Annotated in this window: 17 protein-coding genes; 9 read left to right on the top strand and 8 right to left on the bottom strand. The window is 57.6% G+C overall.

Features of this window, described 5'->3' with window-relative positions:
- The first annotated feature begins 111 nt into the window (after positions 1-111).
- On the top strand, positions 112-741 hold the full coding sequence (locus VGK48_02875; GenBank protein HEY2380104.1) for a fibronectin type III domain-containing protein: 630 nt from the start codon (positions 112-114) through the stop codon (positions 739-741).
- On the opposite strand, the gene VGK48_02870 is transcribed toward VGK48_02875, so the two are convergent.
- Complete coding sequence (locus VGK48_02870; protein HEY2380103.1) at positions 738-1,565, bottom strand: YihY/virulence factor BrkB family protein; 828 nt, start codon at positions 1,563-1,565, stop codon at positions 738-740. The genes VGK48_02875 and VGK48_02870 overlap by 4 nt on opposite strands.
- 42 nt (positions 1,566-1,607) lie before the next feature.
- Positions 1,608-2,228, bottom strand: coding sequence for a DNA-3-methyladenine glycosylase (locus VGK48_02865; GenBank protein ID HEY2380102.1), 621 nt, complete (start codon positions 2,226-2,228; stop codon positions 1,608-1,610).
- An 11-nt stretch (positions 2,229-2,239) separates the two neighbouring features.
- Between VGK48_02865 and VGK48_02860 the strand changes: the two genes are divergently transcribed.
- The 3 genes from VGK48_02860 to VGK48_02850 are packed head-to-tail and all read left to right on the top strand — an operon-like array spanning position 2,240 to position 4,944.
- Positions 2,240-3,442 carry an MFS transporter gene (locus VGK48_02860; GenBank protein HEY2380101.1) on the top strand — a complete coding sequence of 401 codons (1,203 nt, stop codon included), beginning with the start codon at positions 2,240-2,242 and terminating at the stop codon, positions 3,440-3,442.
- Positions 3,443-3,479: 37 nt separating this feature from the next.
- The gene (locus VGK48_02855; GenBank protein HEY2380100.1) at positions 3,480-4,454 is read left to right on the top strand and encodes a branched-chain amino acid transaminase; all 975 of its coding nucleotides are present in this window, start codon (positions 3,480-3,482) and stop codon (positions 4,452-4,454) included.
- On the top strand, positions 4,447-4,944 hold the full coding sequence (locus VGK48_02850; GenBank protein HEY2380099.1) for a GNAT family N-acetyltransferase: 498 nt from the start codon (positions 4,447-4,449) through the stop codon (positions 4,942-4,944). Before VGK48_02855 ends, VGK48_02850 begins: the two co-directional genes overlap by 8 nt.
- A gap of 277 nt (positions 4,945-5,221) precedes the next feature.
- Here the strand turns inward: VGK48_02850 and VGK48_02845 are convergent, their stop codons facing one another.
- The 4 genes from VGK48_02845 to VGK48_02830 form a co-directional block, all read right to left on the bottom strand.
- Positions 5,222-6,091, bottom strand: a complete 870-nt coding sequence (locus VGK48_02845) for a hypothetical protein (GenBank protein ID HEY2380098.1) — start codon at positions 6,089-6,091, stop codon at positions 5,222-5,224.
- A 207-nt stretch (positions 6,092-6,298) separates the two neighbouring features.
- Positions 6,299-7,039, bottom strand: a complete 741-nt coding sequence (locus tag VGK48_02840; GenBank protein ID HEY2380097.1) for a LytTR family DNA-binding domain-containing protein — start codon at positions 7,037-7,039, stop codon at positions 6,299-6,301.
- Positions 7,036-8,139, bottom strand: a complete 1,104-nt coding sequence (locus VGK48_02835) for a histidine kinase (GenBank protein ID HEY2380096.1) — start codon at positions 8,137-8,139, stop codon at positions 7,036-7,038. The genes VGK48_02840 and VGK48_02835 overlap by 4 nt, the downstream gene beginning before the upstream one ends.
- Before the next feature lies 1 nt (position 8,140).
- Positions 8,141-9,028, bottom strand: coding sequence for a TIGR03435 family protein (locus VGK48_02830; GenBank protein HEY2380095.1), 888 nt, complete (start codon positions 9,026-9,028; stop codon positions 8,141-8,143).
- Between the two features lie 199 nt (positions 9,029-9,227).
- Here VGK48_02830 and VGK48_02825 point away from each other — a divergent pair, with 199 nt between their 5' ends.
- Together VGK48_02825 and VGK48_02820 are read left to right on the top strand one after the other, a co-directional pair.
- Entirely contained in the window at positions 9,228-9,704 is a 477-nt protein-coding gene (locus VGK48_02825) for a hypothetical protein (GenBank protein ID HEY2380094.1), read from the top strand.
- Between the two features lie 225 nt (positions 9,705-9,929).
- A complete protein-coding gene (locus tag VGK48_02820) occupies positions 9,930-10,226 on the top strand; it encodes a DUF1330 domain-containing protein (protein ID HEY2380093.1) in 297 nt (98 codons plus the stop codon).
- On the opposite strand, the gene VGK48_02815 is transcribed toward VGK48_02820, so the two are convergent.
- The gene (locus VGK48_02815; GenBank protein ID HEY2380092.1) at positions 10,219-10,413 is read right to left on the bottom strand and encodes a YwbE family protein; all 195 of its coding nucleotides are present in this window, start codon (positions 10,411-10,413) and stop codon (positions 10,219-10,221) included. The genes VGK48_02820 and VGK48_02815 overlap by 8 nt on opposite strands.
- Before the next feature lie 3 nt (positions 10,414-10,416).
- Positions 10,417-11,358, bottom strand: coding sequence for a VWA domain-containing protein (locus VGK48_02810; GenBank protein HEY2380091.1), 942 nt, complete (start codon positions 11,356-11,358; stop codon positions 10,417-10,419).
- Positions 11,359-11,499: 141 nt separating this feature from the next.
- Here VGK48_02810 and VGK48_02805 point away from each other — a divergent pair, with 141 nt between their 5' ends.
- From VGK48_02805 to VGK48_02795, 3 genes are read left to right on the top strand one after another with little or no spacing between them, the layout of a single operon-like run.
- Positions 11,500-12,639, top strand: a complete 1,140-nt coding sequence (locus VGK48_02805) for an MdtA/MuxA family multidrug efflux RND transporter periplasmic adaptor subunit (GenBank protein ID HEY2380090.1) — start codon at positions 11,500-11,502, stop codon at positions 12,637-12,639.
- Positions 12,636-15,920, top strand: coding sequence for an efflux RND transporter permease subunit (locus VGK48_02800; GenBank protein ID HEY2380089.1), 3,285 nt, complete (start codon positions 12,636-12,638; stop codon positions 15,918-15,920). The genes VGK48_02805 and VGK48_02800 overlap by 4 nt, the downstream gene beginning before the upstream one ends.
- A complete protein-coding gene (locus VGK48_02795; protein ID HEY2380088.1) occupies positions 15,917-19,018 on the top strand; it encodes a multidrug efflux RND transporter permease subunit in 3,102 nt (1,033 codons plus the stop codon). Before VGK48_02800 ends, VGK48_02795 begins: the two co-directional genes overlap by 4 nt.
- The last annotated feature ends 2 nt before the right edge of the window (positions 19,019-19,020 follow it).

Raw genomic sequence — 19,020 nt, 5'->3', positions numbered from 1 at the left:
CGAGACGCGCGTCACGAGGGACGAGACGCGCGTCACGAGCTAAACCCTTGATTTACTTTGCCAAATCATACTGTTGTGCTATAAAACGCAGCTGATAAGGAGCTTCCGAGCATGCTTAGAGCACGTCTTGGCTTCACTCGGCAATCTGACGGCGACATTTGGATAAGAGGAGGAGCCGTCCTTAAAGGTACGTACGGAAGCGACAAGTTCCCGGATCCTCCGGTCAAACAGAGTGATCTGAAAGCCGCGCTCGATGACTTTACCCACGCCAGATCGCAGGCGCTCGACGGCGGGAGGAAGGCCTTTGCACGGAAGAAGTCGTGCCGCAAGAAATTATGCAAACTTCTGATTCAGCTTGGCCATTATGTCGAATCCGTTGCCGACAACGATATAGCGGCATTTATCGCCAGTGGTTTTGAGCCTGCCGGCAAAAGTGGTCCGACCGCGCCTGTTGTTCCGCGTATCCTGAAGCTCACACAAGGGAAGTCCGGTGAGCTACTTGCATGGTATCAAGCTTTCTACCGCCGAGTTGTGCAGTACGAACTCCGTGGCGGAGCGCAGGGTCGTGACGGAACGCCTCCCAATCCCTGGACGATTTCGCTGACCTCGAAGCAAGCCAGGAGGCCAGCCCGAATCCAGAACCTCACGCCCGGTACCATCTATTCCTTTCAAGTCCGCGTTTACAAAAACGACGAAACCTATTCGGACTGGAGCAACCCTGTCACCAGGATGTGCACCTAACGCTGCGAATCGAAGACCCAGCCTACTTCGGCGGAAAAAACAAAGATAGTACAGGCGTAGTACAGCCAGAGGAAGAAAAACACCAGGGCGCTGAGTGCGCCGTAAATGGCGGTTGTTGTCTGCGCGTATTGCAGATAGATGCCGAAGGCCCATTTGGAAACCTGGAAGAGACACGTCGCTGTGGCAGAGGCCACGATGAGCGCGGGAGGACTGAGGGTTTCGGATGGAGAAAAGCGATACAAAAAGAAGAAAAGCGCGAACGTCGCCATAAGACCCACGACCCATCCCAGCAGCACGATCCCGGGATGAATGTATTGTTCGATCCAGAGAGTTGCGAGAAAGCTTTCCACCAGATTGATCATATAGACGACCCCGAAAATGATGAAAAACAAGAGCGAGGTGCCGAACATCATCGCGACTTCCATGAGTTTGCCATGAACAATTCCGCGGGGTTCGCGGCCGCGGAAGACACGATTCAGCACCAGGCGGACAGAACCAAACGTGGCGCTGCTGGCAAAAAGAAAAGCGATGAAACCAAAGAAACCCAGCAGGCCGCGTTTTGCAACAATCGATGCAACGAAATTGTCGAAGGTGTCGCGGGAGTGGGGAATCATGTTGGCGGATAAGCGGCGCAACCATGCGAGTGCCGCGTCGGACCGGCCGATCGTGAGGCTCAGGACGGATACGGTCAAAAGCGCAAAGGGAACCGAGTAAAACAAAAGCCCGAACGCCAGCCCGCTGGCCAGGAAAGTTCCGTCATCCTCGTAGAACTTTCGAAACGATGCGGTGACGATTTGGAGCGGCCGCAATTTGAAGGTTCTCAAGCGAACAGATTAGGGAAGGAACCACAAGAAGCACAAGAGGTGTCAGTCGGGCTTCTTAAATTCCAGGCTGCGCCAGCAGTACCAGCTGGCGATGCTGGCATACGGCCGCCAGGGAGCGGCGATCCGGTGGCCGATTTCCTTGTTGGGCAGTTCATCCAGACCATATAGGTTGCGGATGGCGACCCGCACGCCCAGGTCGTCGTGAGGGAAAACATCAAGGCGGCCGAGCGAAAATATAAGAAACATCTGGGCGGTCCAGACGCCGATTCCTTTCACCTGAGTCAGCGTTTCGATGACTTCTTCGTCACGCAGCCGCCCGATCCGATCCAGGCGGATTTCGCCGCCGGCGACGCGGCCGGCGAGATCGAGCAGATACCTCGCCTTCTGGCTCGAAATGCCCAGACTGCGCAGGGTTTCCGGAGTGAGGCGCGCGATCGTATGCGGCGCGATCTCTTCCGGTTTCAGATGGTCCACAAGCCGCTTTCTTATCGCCGAAGCAGCTTTGCCGGAGATCTGCTGGCCGAGAATCGAATAGACCAATGCCCGGAAGCGGTTGCGATGCGGGCGCATGGTAAACGGGCCGGCTTCCTTGATGACTTTCCGCATGACGGGATCCCGCCGGCAAAGGTGGCGGAGGGCCGCCTGGATGTGTTGATCGTGCATAATGCTAGTTTATGCCTGCTCAATCGGATCAATTCAAGCGCTTGACGGTTTTAATTGCCGTGGCCACGGTCGACATGATCGGCGGCGCCATGGTTTTCCCTCTGATCCCATTCTACGGCTTGAAGTTCCACGCTTCGGACATCACGATCGGCGCGATCATCTCCTCCTTCTTTATTGCGCAGCTGATTTCGGCTCCGCTGTGGGGCCGCGTATCCGATCGTTACGGCAGGCGGCCCGCGTTGCTGGTCGGGCTCACCGCGTCGACTGTGGCGTTCGCGGTATTCGGCTTTGCGAATTCGATCTGGCTTTTGTTTCTGTGCCGCATCGTGCAGGGCCTCGGGGGCGGAACCACCGGCGTCCTTCAGGCGTATGTCAGCGATACCATCCCGCCGGAAGATCGCGCACGTTCCCTGGGATGGCTTTCCGCGGGGACGAACGTCGGCACGATGGTCGGACCGGTGCTCGGGTCCTTCGCCACGTTTTGGGGGCAGCAGTGGCCTGGATACATTGCGGCGGGCCTGTGCTTGACGAACGCCATATGCGCCTGGAAATGGCTGCCGGAATCCAAGCCGGAAAATGCGGAGGTCCCGCCGAGAAAACCGGTCTGGCACGGAGTCTGGTCGGTGCTCCGGAACCCGACAGGCCAGGTGCAGCGCCTGACCTTGATTTACGCGGTCGCGATGTTTGCATTTTCCTGCCTTTCGTCGGTGCTGGCGCTGTATCTGAACAAGGACTTCGGCATTACCGAAAAAACCATCGGATATGTCTTCCTGTACGTCGGATTCTTTTCGGTTCTGATGCGATCCACCTTGATCGGTCCGATCGTGGACCGGATCGGCGAGCCGGGGTCGATCCGGGCCGGCGCCGGAATATTGATCCTCGGCTTGCTGGCTTATCCCATGGCGCCGAGTCTCTGGTCGCTGGCGTTTATTGTTCCCCTGGTGCCGATCGGGACGTCCCTTCTGTTTCCGGCCACAACAGCGATGATGTCGAGGCATTCTCACAAAGCCGAAATCGGCCTCACGATGGGTATCGCTCAGACGTTTGCTGGAGTTTCCAGGGTCCTGGCGCCTCTGGTTTCAACCTCACTCTTTGAACGGATCAACCACGGAATGCCGTTCTACTGTGCCGCCTTCTTCGTCGGTCTGGTCAGCCTGCTCGCCTTCCAGGTCGAGCCGCGGCAGGCTCCCGAGCCTGTCCGTGTGGTAGACTGATTGCGGACTTTTGATCAATAAAATTGAGGTGAAAACCGTGTCTTCGTTGCCAAATTTCGTGTTTCATAAGGGCCGCATCGTTCCTTATTCGGACGTGAAATTCGGCGTGCTGATGCATGCCATGAATTACGGAACGGCGGTATTCGGGGGTCTCCGTGCTTACTGGAATAAGGACGAAAAACAGCTGTTCGTTTTTCGGCCGAAGGACCATTTCCGGCGGTTTCTGCAATCCGCGAAACTGCTATGCATGGAGCTGCCCTTTTCCGGCGACGATTTGACGAACGGGCTGGTCAACTTGATCCAGACGGAAGGCTACCAGGAAGACCTTTACATCCGTCCGCTGGGTTTTTATTCGGACGAGATCATCGGTGTGCGCGTTCACGACCTGACCGCCGACGCAACGATCGTTGTCATGCCGTTTGGTTCGTACAACAAGAACGAAGAAAACATGCACGTGACGGTCTCTTCCTGGCGCCGGATTGACGACAACTCGATCCCGGCCCGCGGCAAGATCGCGGGCGCCTACGTCAATTCCGCTTTCATCAAGACGGACGCCGTGCGCGCCGGCTTCGATGAAGCCATCGTGCTGAACGGCGACGGCCACGTTTCCGAGGGATCGGCCGCGAATTTCTTCATGCTGCGCAATGGCGTGCTGTGTACACCTCCGATTACAGACAACGTGCTCGAAGGCATCACGCGCCGGACGGTCATTCAGTTGCTTCGCGACGAGTTCCGGATGGAAGTCCAGGAGCGGCCGATCGATCGCACCGAGCTTTATCTGGCCGACGAAATGTTCTTCTGCGGCACCGGCGCGCAGATCAGCGCGATCACGCGTGTCGATCACCGCACGGTGGGAACCGGCAAAATCGGAGACGTGACGCAGCGGCTGCGCCATCTCTATTTCGATGTCGTCCGCGGCCGTGTGCCGAAGTATCGGGACTGGTGCCACGGGGTTTACGACGTCAAAAAGACCGTCACTGCAGACGATCGAACGCACGTTACGGTTGAGTAGCGCCTTTCAAATCCGGCAGGCGGCCGAACGCGACGTTCCGGTGATTCTTTCGTTCATCCGGCAACTTGCCGAGTATGAACGGCTGTCGCATGAGGCTGTCATGACCGAAGAGACCCTGCGCCAGAGTCTCTTCGGTCCCCGGCCCGCTGCCGAAGTTCTTCTCGGTTATGCGGGCGAGCAACCGGTCGCCTTCGCGGTTTTCTTCCATAATTTCTCCACGTTCCTCGGCCGCTCCGGCCTCTATCTGGAAGATCTGTTCGTGATTCCCGAAATGCGAGGAAAGGGATTCGGCCGCGCCATGCTGGTGGAACTCGCCAGAATTGCCAACGAGCGCAAATGCGGACGTTTCGAATGGGCGGTCCTGGACTGGAATAAACCGGCGATCGACTTTTACAAAAACCTCGGCGCTGTATCGATGGATGAATGGACGATCTTCCGCGTGACAGGGGACGCCCTGAAAAGGCTGGCGGAAAATGGGAACCTGAACTAAACACCGCGACACAAACAAAATCGCGTTTACCGCGACGACCGCATTCGCCTACGGTCGAGAATGTAAGACTTTTAAGGCAGGTGGGTGCGGCCGGAATGGGGCTGAACGGCTATCATATGGGTATTATGTAGAACAATACGTGGGTTGGAACGTGGTGCAGGCTGCAGGCAGGCCAGACCTAATTGGAAATTCGAAATTGGAGGTTCGAGATTGGAAATCGAAAATCCAATTTTCAATTTCCAATCTCGAACCTCCAATTTCAAATTTCCAAGGTCTCTTACTTTTGCTCGACGATCCTGACAGGTTGATCCAGCTTGAAAGTCATCGTCGTCTCCGCTGGAATTTTGATCGAACTGCCTTTCGTCAAAACCTGCCCGAGTGCGCCGCCACCCGCGCCGGCCGCCGCTCCGATCAATGCGCCTTTGCCTGAGCCCGCGATGGCTCCAATGATTCCGCCAAGCGCGGCGCCGCCTCCGACAAATTCTGCGGTGCGCTTGTTTTTGCCGACGCCGTCCTTTCCTTTCTCCTCGAGATCGGTGGAGTTGACGGCATATTGCTGTCCTTCCACCGAGACCGACTGCAGGTCCACCACCAGATCGGATGCTCCTCGGAACCGTCCGCCCTTGGATGCCGACTTGATGATCAGTTGAGCATTGGCTCCGCTCGGAATAACGACAGCCCCGTTGGCATCGTGTACGTCGCCGGTTACTTCCGCAGCGTACGTCTGGCCTTCGGACGCCTTCGATGAATCGATCGTCTCGTCATTGCGCACCGACACTTCCGACCCGGCGGGTATTACAAATGTCTGGGTCTGAATTGCGGCGATGTTCGGTCGTGCTCGCGGCGTAGGCGCCGGCGCTGCCGCTGCACTGGAAGAGGCCGGTCCGGCGGCGTCTCCTGTGTCATTGTAATTGAGCGCTTTGACGTCTTTCGTGAGCACCGTGCGTGTGCCGCCGCTATCCAGATTCAGTGTGATCTGGGACGGAGTGCTGGATGTGACTGTACCCGATAGCCTGGTGCCGTCACGCAGGACAACATTGGCATGGGGCGCGGTGGAATCCGGCGCCGCTTGACTCGAATCCTTTTGGCCGCAGGCTGTGAGGAGCACGATGGCCAGCAGTACAGAAAATATACGCAGTCGTTGCATTGGACCCTCCAGAAACGTTGAAAAATAGAACTCCCCTGACGCATCAGAGAGTCTATATCAAAGCCGAGGGAAAACTGAGTGTGGAGCGACCCAGACCCTCGGGAATCCCGGTGTGCGCCCCACCTTTCTGCATCACTGATTTTGCCTTCGGAAAGCGTCCATCCATGATGACAGTTTGAGCCGCCGGCGCTTGCCTGCGTATTGTGATTATCCGATTCGCGACTTGAGGTCGCGAGCCCGCTCACGGCTGACGTCCAGTTCGGTATTGTTGGCCAGTTTCAACTTCCACGTGCCGTTGAGCCAAGGCAAGAGCTCCCGCGCATAAGCGAGGTTCACGATGGTAGAACGGCTGATCCGGCAGAATCCTGCCGGCGCCAGGAGTTCGTCGAGCTCTGTGATGGTACGGTCGGTTGCGAACCGGTCGCTTTGCGAATAAAAGAACACAATATCGTCTTCGATCCGCGCGTAAAGAATCTCCCTCGGGGACAGCAACACGATCCGTCTGCCTCGCCGGGCCGCAAGCTTGGCAGGCGGTCCGGGCCGGATTTGCGACAGGGCGCGCCGGAGCAGGGATTCATAGTCTTTTGGTGGTTTGTCGAGCGTGACTCGTACCTTTTCGATCGTCCTGGCCAGGCGGGATGGCTGCACTGGTTTCAGGAGATAGTCGATCGCGTTGGCTTCGAATGCCTGAACGGCATACTCGTCGTAGGCTGTCGCGAAAACGACAAGCGGAGCGGTCCGCAGCTGGGCAAGCACGTCGAACCCGTTCATTTCCGGCATTTCGATGTCGAGAAATAGGACATCCGGAGTGGAGTCCGAGATCGCCTGCAAAGCTTCCACACCGTTGGAAGCCGTGCCGACGGTGGTCACATCGGAATAGTCCGCCAGCAGGCGGACCATATGTTCGCGGGCAACTTTTTCATCGTCTACAACCAGAGATCGAATCATTGGAGAGGGCCTGTAATCGTGACGGCAACCGCATCGACGCTGGGAAACGAAATGGTGAGCAGCGCCTTATCGCGATAATGGATGCGCAGACGCTCGCGGATGTTTTCGAGCGCGTGGCCTTCACGAAAGAATGACAACGCGGAACGTTCCGGCGAAGCGTCACACTGGTTCCTGACGGTTACCGAGAAAGAATCGCCCTTTCGGTCGATCTCCACGGCAACTTTACCGCCGTCCATACGCCGCGAGATTCCATGCCGGATGGCATTTTCGATCAACGGCTGAACAATAAGGGCCGGCACATGAATGCCTGCGGCCGTCTCCGTGCCGGGCATCTCACACTGCAGTCGTTGCCCGAACCGTACTTTTTCAATCTCCAGATAAGCCTTCACAAAATCCAGTTCCTGCGCAAGCGGAATCAGATCCGCCTGGGCGGTTGCGAACGCATGCCGGCTCATGTCCGCAAGGAGAGCGACGGTCCGCTGCGCCGCCGGCGGATCTACAGGGATCAGCGCATAGATCGTATTCAGCGTATTGAAAAAGAAGTGGGGATTGATCTGCGCCTGAAGTGCTTTGACCTGAGAGAGTGCTTCGGCTGCGGCCTTCTCGGCCCTGGCTTTCTCGAGCCTGCTCCGGAACAAGCGGATGAGCGCGAAAAGAATCGTCATTACAACGACGACGCGTAAAGAATCTCCATCAAACATCGCCAGGAATTTCTGGCGGAATTGTTCGGTGCCCGGCGTGATCCATGCCGTCAGGAACAAGGCCACAACCCAGCCGGCGCCGTAGAGCAAACCGAGCTTGAGCCCACGGGGTTGGTACCGGCGCCGGCTGTAGTCGATCGAGACGCCCAACGTCAGATAGTAAATGCCGACGTACAGGATGGCGGACCGGCTTGCGTACACGAGCCACCCGACAAACGCGCCCGGGGGGAGCGTGACATGCCAGATTCCTGGCGGCCTCATCAGCCAGATGAAAAAGTAACCGACGATAGGCCCCGAAAGAGCTCCGTAGATCGCAATCTGCAGCAGCGCGAGCGGAAGTTCTCTGAGTGTGCTGATGCGCGGCCAAAAGAACGGTTTCAGGAAGATAATGCGCTTCATCTCAATTCTCTGTCGGTGTCTTTTGCAGCGAATCGACGACGACGACCTCCAACGGCGCCTTCCGCGGCACAAGCACGAGCCCAAGCTTTTGCAGCGCTTCCGCAAAAGAATCTCCCGATGCGCTGTCCAGCAACCGCAGCATTTGCGGAGGGAGTGTCGCGCCCATTCCTGCATTGACGGCCGAACGTATCATCATTGCAATACGGTCCTCCGATGTGACGGGTAGCTGGAAATCATACGTGCCCTTCAGGTTCGTCATATCGACGACGTCGCGATCGAGGAACGGCCGGATGACCTTACACAACGTCCGCATCGTGAGCTTCTTCCCTTCGAATCCTTGTTCGCCGACCGCAAAATATGCGCCATTGCCAAGGTCATAAGTGCCGCCATTCCCCTGGATCTTCATCGATATATTTTCACCGCCTTGCCTGGCGAGGTCGAGAGCAGGATCGGGCGCCAGTTCATTCATTTTGAGTCCAGTCCTGGCGACTTCGAGCGCATATACGGGAAACTCCCGGCTTTCACGATGTGCCTTCAACCCGAAGCGCTCCTCCAGCAGCGAGCCCAGCATTGCGCGGACCTGCTTTGTGTCGGCGCCGTCCGGCATTTTAGCGGAAATGTCGAACCAGGCCGATCCCATCCAATCCAGCCCATGGACTTGATATGGAGGAACGTCGTACGCATAGCCGATATACGAAATGAGATTGAACAACGTAAACCGAACTTGCGCTCCATCGATATGAACGCCCGCGTTGATACCGGTATTGATCTGGCCGATCGGTCCTGACGGCCGGATAGACGCCACTTCGAATTGAGGCACCTGAGCGAAAGCGGAAATACTCCAGATCAATAGAACGGCTGCTGCAACCAATAACGATCGAAAGCGCATGGTCGTGGAACCTCCCAGCCCCAAGTCTGCGGGACGGGCTTCTCACAACTAGCCGGTTTTCGGGCGAACAGTCGGAAATCAGCCCTGAGCGGCAGGCGTTTTGGCTCGGTTTGCAGTCAAAATTGTATGAAATGCAGAAACCTCCAATGATGCAACCTCCAATAAACTTCCCCCCAATTTGAGGGTATAATCCCTTGCCATGAATCGAACCCTCTGCATCGCTATCCTTATGCTGATGACGGTTTCGGGTTTTGCAGCGGACATGTTCAATCAGGATCCACCGCCGATGCCGATTGCGACAACCGGCCGCATCTTACGAATCGATGGGAAAAACCGAACACTGAAAATTCGCGGCTCTGAAGGTCAGAGTCTGCATATTGTGCCCGAGATCAAGGAAAGCCTCTGGCAGAGGATATCCGGCAGGGTGCCTTCCGTTCGAATGCCGGGCATCGCGGTCTTATTGCCGGGACATGCCGCGAGAAATTCGTCCGTCAGACCGGTCCAGGACGGTTTGATTCCCAATGAATACATGGTCATCACGACCGACAGCACGCTCTTCCAGGACGGCGTCGACAATCTTCGTCTTGAAGACTTCCATTCGGGCGAAACGATCTCCATCCACGGCGTACTCAGCGGCAGCACGCTGAAAGCCTCTCGAATTGCAAAGTGGGATTAGTCCGGCGGGATTAATAAAATCTCCGTTCTTAATTCCATGAAGAAATTCCAGGTTTTTTTCGATGCATCCGGAAGGCGGATGAAATTTCTTAGGTTTACCGCGGAATCTCCTTTGCGAAGGACTCTCCAGCGGGTGAATAACCATGAAATGGAAGATTCAGGTTTACGATTCCTCCGACACAGGCGAGACTGATGAACCGGATTACCACGTTAGGCTGAGGAAAAGATGCCTGGCTATGTCATCGTCGATCTGGAAGTCCTCGATCCCGAGAAATACGAAATCTACAAGACCATGGTCCCCGCCACAGTTGTCAAATATGGCGGCAGGTTTCTGGTGCGCGGCGGAAAGGTGGAAACACTCGAAGGGGACTGGTCGCCGAAGCGGCTCGTGATTCTCGAGTTTCCCTCCGTCGAACTGGCAAAGGCCTGGTCCGATTCTGTCGAGTACGCTCCGGCGAAAGCGCTGAGGCATCAAAGCGCCCGGTCCAGCATGATTCTCGCCGAAGGCTCCGGCCCTACCTGATAATTTCTTTGACGCGTCCGACGATGCCGTTTTCAAGCATGACCTTGATTCCATGCGGGTGATTCGGAGAATTCGTCAGGATGCGTTGAACGACGCCCTCGGTCAGCTGGCCCGTGCGCTGGTTCTGCTTTTCCACCACCCGGACTCGTATGCCGGGCTGGATATTCGATCGTGTCTGGCCGTCCATCCTTTAAGAGTGTACTCCGGGCGCGAAGTAGCCGTGCCGGCAACGCACGGTGTAACCCTTGTGCGAGGGGACGACATCGATCATGCGATATGTTCCGTCGCGGCTCGAATTCGTCGGGCCGTAGGCGAGGCTGTATTGGGCGCGTAAATCCTCTCCGATGCGGTGAAATGCCTCGGTGAGATCTTCAAGCCGTTTCGGAAACAGCGCATATCCGCCGGTTTCCTCGGCCAGCCGGCTGAGATTGGCGTCTCCACGCGCGGGAGCCTCCGGCTGAAGACCTTCCGTGCGGTTTGTGCTGATCGTATAGATCACGACGTCATTCTTCTGCGCGGCTTCCAGCGTCCCTGCCAGGTCGGTGTGACTGGAGTTATCGAGGCCGTCGCTGAGGACGATCAGGACGTGTTTGCCATACTGTCTTCCAAGTTTCTGCCTGGCAGCTTCGGCGACGGCGTCGAACAGCGCCGTCGATCCGCCGGCGATCATGTGTTCAACTGCGTGCTGCAACGTTGCCGGATTATCCGTGAAGTCCTGAAGGACAACGGCGCGTGAATCAAAAGCCATCACGAACGCTTTGTCGCGCCCGCGCCGAAGATTGGAATAAAAAAACTTTGTGGCCGCCTCCCGCTCGAATCGAAGCTTGCCCCAGACGCTCCCGCTCGTATCCACCAGCAGGCCGATGTTCAGCGGCAGATCACTTTCACGGCTGAAATTCGAAATGTCTTGCGGGTTTCCGTCTTCGAAGACTTTGAAATCATCCTTTGTAAGGTGAGTGACGAGTTTGCCGCCTTTACCCGATACGGTGAACAGAACGTTCACCCGGTCGACGTTGACGGAGAGTGCATGCTCCACGGGCCCGGGTTTGAGTCTCACGGGGCTTACCGTTTCCTGCGCCGAGACCGCCAGATAAAAAGCGAAGAAACCCAGTAGAACGAGCTTCAAGCGCACGACCGTAACGCTGCAACTCGTTCGCCAAGGCTTTTTTTATGGACATTGGAGGGTGATTTGCAGCTACTCCCGCGGTCCGCTTCTGTTCCGTGTCTTCCGTGATGTTGCGGAGGCGAGGAATGGAATCGGTATTCCACACTGATGACTGCAAATCAACGACGATGGCTGCGGCGGTTCACCATCCTGGTGGTCTTTGTTCTGGTGGTCGTCGTCTTCAGCCACTATCAGAAGAACGCGAAGTCCGCCCCGCCGCCTGCTCCTCCGTCCACACCCGTCGTGACTGCGATGTCGAAGACCGGGGACCAGCCGATCTATCTGACGGGTCTTGGGACGGTGACGCCTTTTGAGACCGTCACACTCACGACGCGTGTCGATGGACAGCTCATGGACATGCCTGTGCGGGAAGGCCAGATGGTCTCGGCGGGGGATCTCGTCGCGCAAATCGATCCACGTCCGTTTCAGGTTCAGCTCCTGCAAGCCCAGGGGCAACTCGACCATGATCAGGCCCTTCTGGCGAACGCGAGAGTCGACCTGGAGCGCTACAAAGCCCTGGCAAGCGAGGATGCCGTACCGAAACAGATGTACGACACGCAGGTCGCGCTGGTCCATCAGGACGAGGCTACCTTGAAGTCGGATGAGGGCGCCGTCGAAAACGCCAAGCTTCAACTCGTGTATGCGCGTATCACGTCGCCGGTTACAGGCCGGATGGGCCTGCGGTTCGTCGACCCGGGCAATATCGTGCACGCCTCCGACACCACCGGCATCGCTGTCATCACAAAGCTGCAGCCGATCGCCGTGATTTTCAACATCGCCGAAGACAGCATTCCCACCGTCAATCAAAAGTTACAGGCCGGCCGGACGCTTGCCGTCGACGCCTTTGACCGGGACTTCAAGAAGAAAATCGCGTCGGGCAGCTTGCTGACGATCGATAACCAGGTGGACGTCAACACCGGCACTGTCCGGTTCAAAGCGACCTTTCCGAACAAAGACAATGCGCTGTTTCCCAGTCAGTTCGTCAATGCCAGACTGCTTGTCGATGTAAACCGCGGAGTTGTCCTTATTCCATCCGGGGCGGTTCAGCGCGGCCCGCAATCCACTTTTGTATTCGTCGTCAAGGCAGACAGCACCGTGGAAACGCGAAACGTCGTCGTTGGACCGATCAACGCCGATATCGCCGAAATCGATAAAGGTCTTTCGGCAAATGAAACGGTGGTGACGGAAGGCGTCGATAAGCTGCAGTCGGGAATGAAAGTCACCGAGCGGCAACCGATAAGCCCATGAACGTTTCGCGGATCTTTATCCTCCGGCCGATCGCGACATCGCTTTTGATGGCCGCGATTCTGCTCGCGGGAATTGCAGGTTACCGGCAGTTGCCGGTTTCCGCGCTTCCCGAGGTGGAGTATCCGACGATTCAGGTCGTCACGTTTTATCCCGGCGCCGGCCCCGACGTGATGGCTTCATCCGTCACAGCACCGCTCGAGCGCCAGTTCGGCCAGGTTCCCGGGCTGAATCAAATGACTTCTTCGAGCTCGGGCGGGAGTTCGATCATCACGCTCCAGTTCGCCCTCGATCTCAGTATCGACGTGGCTGAACAGGAAGTTCAGGCTGCGATCAACGCAGGATCGAATTTTCTTCCGAGAGATCTGCCGAACCCCCCGGTCTACAGCAAGATCAATCCGGCGGATGCCCCCGTGATCACACTGGCGCTGACCTCGAAAACGTTGCCGCTTTCGAATGTCGAGGATTTCGCCGATACCCGGCTCGCCCAGAAGATTTCGCAGCTCTCCGGCGTCGGTCTGGTCAGCATCTCGGGCGGACAGAAGCCCGCCGTCCGCATTGAGGCCAATCCGACGGCTCTCTCGCGCTATTCGCTGAGCCTGGAGGATCTCCGCTCGGCGATCGTTGCGGCCAATGTGAATCAGGCAAAAGGCAATCTCGACGGAGCGAAGCAGGCGTATACGATTTCCGGAAACGACCAGCTTCTGTCCAGCGCGGACTACCGGCCGCTCATCGTTGCATTCCGCAACGGCGCGCCGGTGGTTTTGTCCGATGTCGCTACGGTCACCGACGGCGTCGAGAACATGAAGCAGGCGGCGTGGATGAATACGACTCCCGCCATCATTTTGAATATTCAGAGGCAGCCCGGCACGAACATTATCGAGGTCGTCGATCGGGTCAAGGCGTTGCTTCCGCAGCTTAAAAACACCCTTCCGTCATCGATCGACATTGCGATTCTCACGGACCGGACCAATACGATCCGCGCCTCTGTGAAAGATGTTCAGTTCGAATTGATACTGACCATCCTGCTGGTTGTGTTCGTGATTTTTATCTTCCTGCGCACATTGGCCGGGACCGTCATTCCGAGCATCGCCGTGCCCGTGTCGCTTGTCGGTACGTTCGGTGTGATGTATCTGCTCGGTTACAGCCTGAACAACCTCACGCTCATGGCCATGACGATCGCGACTGGGTTTGTCGTCGATGACGCCATCGTGATGATCGAAAACATCGCGCGCTATGTCGAGGCAGGCGATCAGCCGCTGGATTCCGCTCTAAAGGGTTCCGAGCAAATCGGTTTCACGATCATTTCGCTGACGGTGTCGTTGATCGCCGTCCTGATTCCGCTGCTGTTCATGGCGGATGTCGTGGGCCGGCTCTTTCGGGAATTCGCCGTGACGCTGAGCATCACCATCCTGATTTCCGCGGTGGTGTCCTTGACGCTGACGCCGATGATGAGCGCGAGACTTTTACGTCACAAACCGGAAGCGGAGCAGAGCTGGTTCTATCAGAAGACCGAGCATGCGTTCGAATCGATTATTGCCTATTACGGGCGAACGCTGCGTTGGGCGCTGGACCATCAAGTCCTGACTCTGCTGGTGGCCGCGGGCACGCTCGTGCTGACCGTTCTCCTGTATCTGGTGATCCCCAAAGGATTTTTCCCTGTCCAGGACACCGGCGTGATTCTCGGAATTTCCGAAGCCGAGGAGAGCGTCTCCTTCGACGCGATGGCGCAGCGGCAGCAGGCTCTGGCGCGCGCGTTGCTTCAGGATCCGGCGGTCGAGAGCCTGTCGTCGTTCATCGGAGTCGATGGGACGAACACCACGCTGAACAGCGGAACGATCCAGATCAACCTCAAATCGCTGAGTGATAGAAAAGATTACGCCGTCAACCTCATTCCCCGGCTGCAACAGGAACTTTCGAAGGTTGAAGGAATCCACCTGTACATGCAGCCGATTCAGGATCTGACGGTGGAAAACCGGGTGAGCCGCACGCGGTACCAGTACAGCCTCGAGGATCCGGACATGAATGAGCTGGACCAATGGGTGCCGAAAATCGTCGGCAAGCTTCAGTCGATGCCGGAATTGCGTGACGTTGCAACCGACCAGCTGAACCGGGGGCTGCAGGCGAGACTCGTCATCGACCGGAACACGGCATCACGCTTCGGCATCACGCCGCAGATGATAGACGACACCCTGTACGACGCTTTCGGACAGCGGCAGGTTTCGACGATGTTCACGCAGCTGAATCAGTACCGTGTGGTCCTGGAGACCGCGTCGCAGTTTCAGCAGGCGCCGGAGGATCTTTCCAACATCTATGTCCGGCCTGTTCCGTCCATAACCACGAATATAGGCATCGGCTCGGCCGGCTCTGGACCCACAAGCACGGCCAACACGACGAGTACAACCGGCACGAGCGGCTCTACGGGAGCACCCGGCGCGTCGCGTACGCCGACGTCCTCGGTCACTGCGCCGCGGGCCGCCCCGGTGGCGGCAGTTCCGCTCAGCGCATTCACGCGTCTGGAACGCCAGGCCGTGCCTCTGGCGCTGAACCGGCAGGGGCAGTTTCCGGCTGTCACGCTTTCATTCAATCTTGCGCCTCGCGTTTCGCTGGGTGAAGCGGTCGGCCAGGTCGATGAAGCGATCAAGGATATGAACCTGCCGGCCGGCATGACGGGCAGTTTCCAAGGCACCGCGGAAGCATTCAAGACGTCGCTGACAAATGAAACGACGCTGATTCTGGCCGCTCTTATCACCGTCTACATCGTGCTGGGCGTGTTGTACGAGAGCTATATTCACCCGATCACGATTCTGTCCACGCTGCCGTCGGCGGGAGTCGGCGCCCTGCTGGCGTTGCTTCTTTTTGGACAGGAGATGGATGTGATTGCGCTGATCGGAATCATCCTGCTGATCGGCATCGTCAAGAAAAATGGAATCATGATGATCGACTTCGCGCTCGATGCGGAGCGCAACGAAGGAAAACCTCCCGAAGAGGCGATCTACCAGGCCAGCCTGCTGCGCTTCCGGCCGATCATGATGACGACGATGGCGGCTTTATTCGCCGGTATTCCGCTTGCGTTCGGAGGCGGGACAGGCGCCGAGCTGCGGCGGCCACTGGGAATCGCGATTATCGGCGGATTACTCGTCAGCCAGCTGCTGACGTTGTTTACGACACCCGTCATTTATCTGGCTTTCGACCGCTTGGCGGTTCGATTCGGCGGAAGGAAGCCGCATCAGCCGGACGGCGGCCATGCGGAAATCTCTCCGGATCATCCAGAGGCTGCGTGAGCATCTCCGCGCCATTCATCCATCGGCCGATCGCTACCACGCTGCTCACTGCGGCGGTCGCGTTTGCCGGCGCGCTCGCGTACACCCAGTTACCGGTTTCTCCGTTGCCCCAGGTGGAGTTTCCGACGATCCAGGTTTCTGCGTCGCTGCCGGGCGCAAATCCCGAGACGATGGCGTCTTCGGTCGCCACGCCGCTGGAACGGTTTTTCGGCCGAATTGCCGGCGTTAACGAAATGACCTCATCCAGCAACCTCGGTACGGCGAGCATCGTCCTGCAATTCGATCTGAGCCGGAACATCGATGCGGCCGCCCGCGATGTTCAGGCCGCAATCAACGCAGCGCGAAGCCAATTGCCGGCCAATCTTCCGAATAATCCCAGGTATCGCAAGGTCAATCCGGCGGATGCGCCGATCCTGATTCTGTCGCTTACGGCGGATACCTACGACCGTGGACGCATTTACGATGCCGCTTCGTCGATCCTTCAGCAGAAACTTTCGCAGATCGAAGGCGTCGGGCAGGTAATCGTCGGAGGAGGCGCGTTGCCTGCCGTGCGGGTTGAGGTGAACCCCACGCTGTTGAACAACGCCGGACTCGGGCTGGAAAACATCCGGACCGCGCTCACCAATGCCAATGCGAATGCGCCAAAGGGGAATTTCCAGAATGAAGGACGCACCTGGCAGGTCGGCGCGACCGATCAGCTCCTGAAAGCGAGCGAATACCAGCCGCTCGTGATTGCATACAGGAATGGAGCTGCGGTCCCGCTCTCACAGGTGGCGAACGTCACGGATTCCGTGGAAGACATTCGCACGCTCGGTCTCGTCAATGGCCAACCGGCAATTCCGATCATCATCTTCCGGCAGCCCGGCGCGAACATTATTTCGACTGTAGACCGCGTCCGCAGTCTGATACCGACGCTCCAGGGGTCGATACCTCCGGCGATTCATATGTCTGTCGTGCTCGACCGGACGATCACGATCCGGGAATCCGTACACGATGTCGAGATCGCGTTGGGGTTGTCCATCATTCTGGTCGTGCTCGTCGTATTCGTCTTTCTCCGCAATTTCAGGACAACTCTCATTCCAAGTGTCGCGGTGCCCGTGTCGCTCGTGGGTACCTTCAGTGTCATGTACCTCGCGGGGTATAGCCTGGACAACCTGTCGCTCATGGCGCTGGCAATCGCGACCGGTTTCGTCGTCGACGATGCGATCGTCGTCATCGAGAACATCACGCGGTATCTCGAGAAGGGTGAGACACCGCTTCAGGCCGCGCTGACAGGGGCGAAGGAAATCGGCTTTACAGTTCTGTCCATCAGTCTGTCGCTTATCGCGGTATTCATTCCGATCCTGCTGATGGGGGGAATCGTCGGCCGCCTGTTCCGCGAATTTGCCGTGACGCTCTCCGTTGCGATCGGCGTGTCGTTGCTCGTTTCACTCACCACTACACCCATGATGTGTGCGCGCCTGCTCCGGCCTGAAAGTGAAATCCGCCACGGCCGCGCTTACCGCCTCAGCGAGCGCGGCTTTCAATGGATACTGGACTTCTATGAGACGACGCTCGGGTGGGTTTTGCGCCATCAGGCATTGATGCTTCTGGTGACGCTGGGAACGATAGCATTCACCGTCTACCTGTACTTCGTCGTGCCGAAGGGCTTTTTCCCGGAAGAGGACACCGGCCGCCTCACGGGAAATATCCAGGCCGATCAGGACACTTCCTTTCAGACCATGAGCGGGAAGCTCAGAGAATTCGCCGTTGCAGTAGGCAAGGACCCGGCCGTTGAAGATGTGATCGCGTTCACGGGTGGAGGCGGCACGGCAAACACCGGCCGCATGTTCGTTTCGTTGAAGGACCTCGATAAACGCAAGGCCAGCGCCGATCAGATCATTGGCAGATTGCGGCGGCAACTGTCGAAGATTCCGGGTGCCACGCTCTATCTCCAGGCAGTCCAGGATGTGCGTGTGGGCGGCCGGGCCGCGAACGCGGAGTACCAGTACACCCTCAAGAGCGACGATCTGAAAGCTCTCACCAAGTGGACACCGAAGGTTTACGCCAAATTGAAAACCCTGCCCGGCCTTGCGGATGTGAACAGCGATCAGCAGAACAGCGGGCTCGAGCTCGCGCTGAATTTTGATCGTTCAACGGCCGCCCGTCTCGGCATCAGCGAGCAGGCGATCGATAACACGTTGTACGATGCGTTCGGGCAACGGCCGGTATCGACCATGTACACGGGATTGAACCAGTACCACGTCATCATGGAAGTGGATCCGAAGTTTTCACAGAATCCGGACGCCTTGAAATACATCTATGTCGCGGCAAGCGGCGGTGGACAGGCGCCGCTGAGCGCATTTGCCGGGTATGACCGCTCGACCACACCGTTGTCGATCAGCCACCAGGGACAGTTTCCGTCCTCGACCATCTCGTTCAATCTGCTTCCGGGTTACGCCCTCGGAGACGCCGTCGGTGAGGTTCGGCAGGCGGAACTGGAAATCGGGATGCCGGGAACGATAACCGGAAGTTTTACCGGGACGGCCCAGGCCTACGAAGAGTCCGTCGCCAATGAGCCGTTTCTCGTCGCCGCTGCCTTGCTGGCTGTCTATATTGTGCTGGGTGTTCTCTATGAAAGCCTCATCCATCCGCTCACCATCCTTTCCACGTTGCCGTCCGCCGGCGTGGGAGCGCTGCTCGCACTGCTGTTGTTTCGAATCGAGTTAAGCATCATGGCGCTGATCGGAATCATTCTGCTGATCGGGATCGTCAAGAAGAACGCCATCCTGATGATCGATTTCGCGCTCGCCGCGGAGAGAAATGACGGCAGGAGTTCGATCGAGTCCATCCATCAGGCGTGCCTCCTGCGCTTCCGTCCCATCATGATGACCACGATGGCGGCCCTCCTCGGAGCGTTGCCCCTGGCCGTCGGAACAGGAACAGGTTCCGAACTCCGGCGTCCCCTGGGCGTTGCGATTATCGGCGGCCTGATCTTCAGCCAGATGCTGACGTTGTATACGACGCCCGTTGTCTACCTTTATCTCGACCGCCTCGGGATTCGCCTCGGCTCGAAGAACCGGCTCCGCACGCCTGCCCCAGGAGAGTCTCAGGCCTGATG

The organism is Terriglobia bacterium, assembly GCA_036496425.1.
GTDB lineage: Bacteria > Acidobacteriota > Terriglobia > 20CM-2-55-15 > 20CM-2-55-15 > 20CM-2-55-15.
This window is presented reverse-complemented; position numbering and strand designations above follow the sequence as displayed.

Coding starts and splice junctions, on each gene's coding strand:
- VGK48_02875 (HEY2380104.1), top strand. CDS start 112: ATGCTTAGAGCACGTCTTGGCTTCACTCGGCAATCTGACGGCGACATT.
- VGK48_02805 (HEY2380090.1), top strand. CDS start 11,500: ATGACTGCAAATCAACGACGATGGCTGCGGCGGTTCACCATCCTGGTG.
- VGK48_02865 (HEY2380102.1), bottom strand. CDS start 2,228: ATGCACGATCAACACATCCAGGCGGCCCTCCGCCACCTTTGCCGGCGG.
- VGK48_02830 (HEY2380095.1), bottom strand. CDS start 9,028: ATGCGCTTTCGATCGTTATTGGTTGCAGCAGCCGTTCTATTGATCTGG.
- VGK48_02825 (HEY2380094.1), top strand. CDS start 9,228: ATGAATCGAACCCTCTGCATCGCTATCCTTATGCTGATGACGGTTTCG.
- VGK48_02800 (HEY2380089.1), top strand. CDS start 12,636: ATGAACGTTTCGCGGATCTTTATCCTCCGGCCGATCGCGACATCGCTT.
- VGK48_02860 (HEY2380101.1), top strand. CDS start 2,240: ATGCCTGCTCAATCGGATCAATTCAAGCGCTTGACGGTTTTAATTGCC.
- VGK48_02840 (HEY2380097.1), bottom strand. CDS start 7,039: ATGATTCGATCTCTGGTTGTAGACGATGAAAAAGTTGCCCGCGAACAT.
- VGK48_02815 (HEY2380092.1), bottom strand. CDS start 10,413: ATGGACGGCCAGACACGATCGAATATCCAGCCCGGCATACGAGTCCGG.
- VGK48_02820 (HEY2380093.1), top strand. CDS start 9,930: ATGCCTGGCTATGTCATCGTCGATCTGGAAGTCCTCGATCCCGAGAAA.
- VGK48_02835 (HEY2380096.1), bottom strand. CDS start 8,139: ATGAAGCGCATTATCTTCCTGAAACCGTTCTTTTGGCCGCGCATCAGC.
- VGK48_02845 (HEY2380098.1), bottom strand. CDS start 6,091: ATGCAACGACTGCGTATATTTTCTGTACTGCTGGCCATCGTGCTCCTC.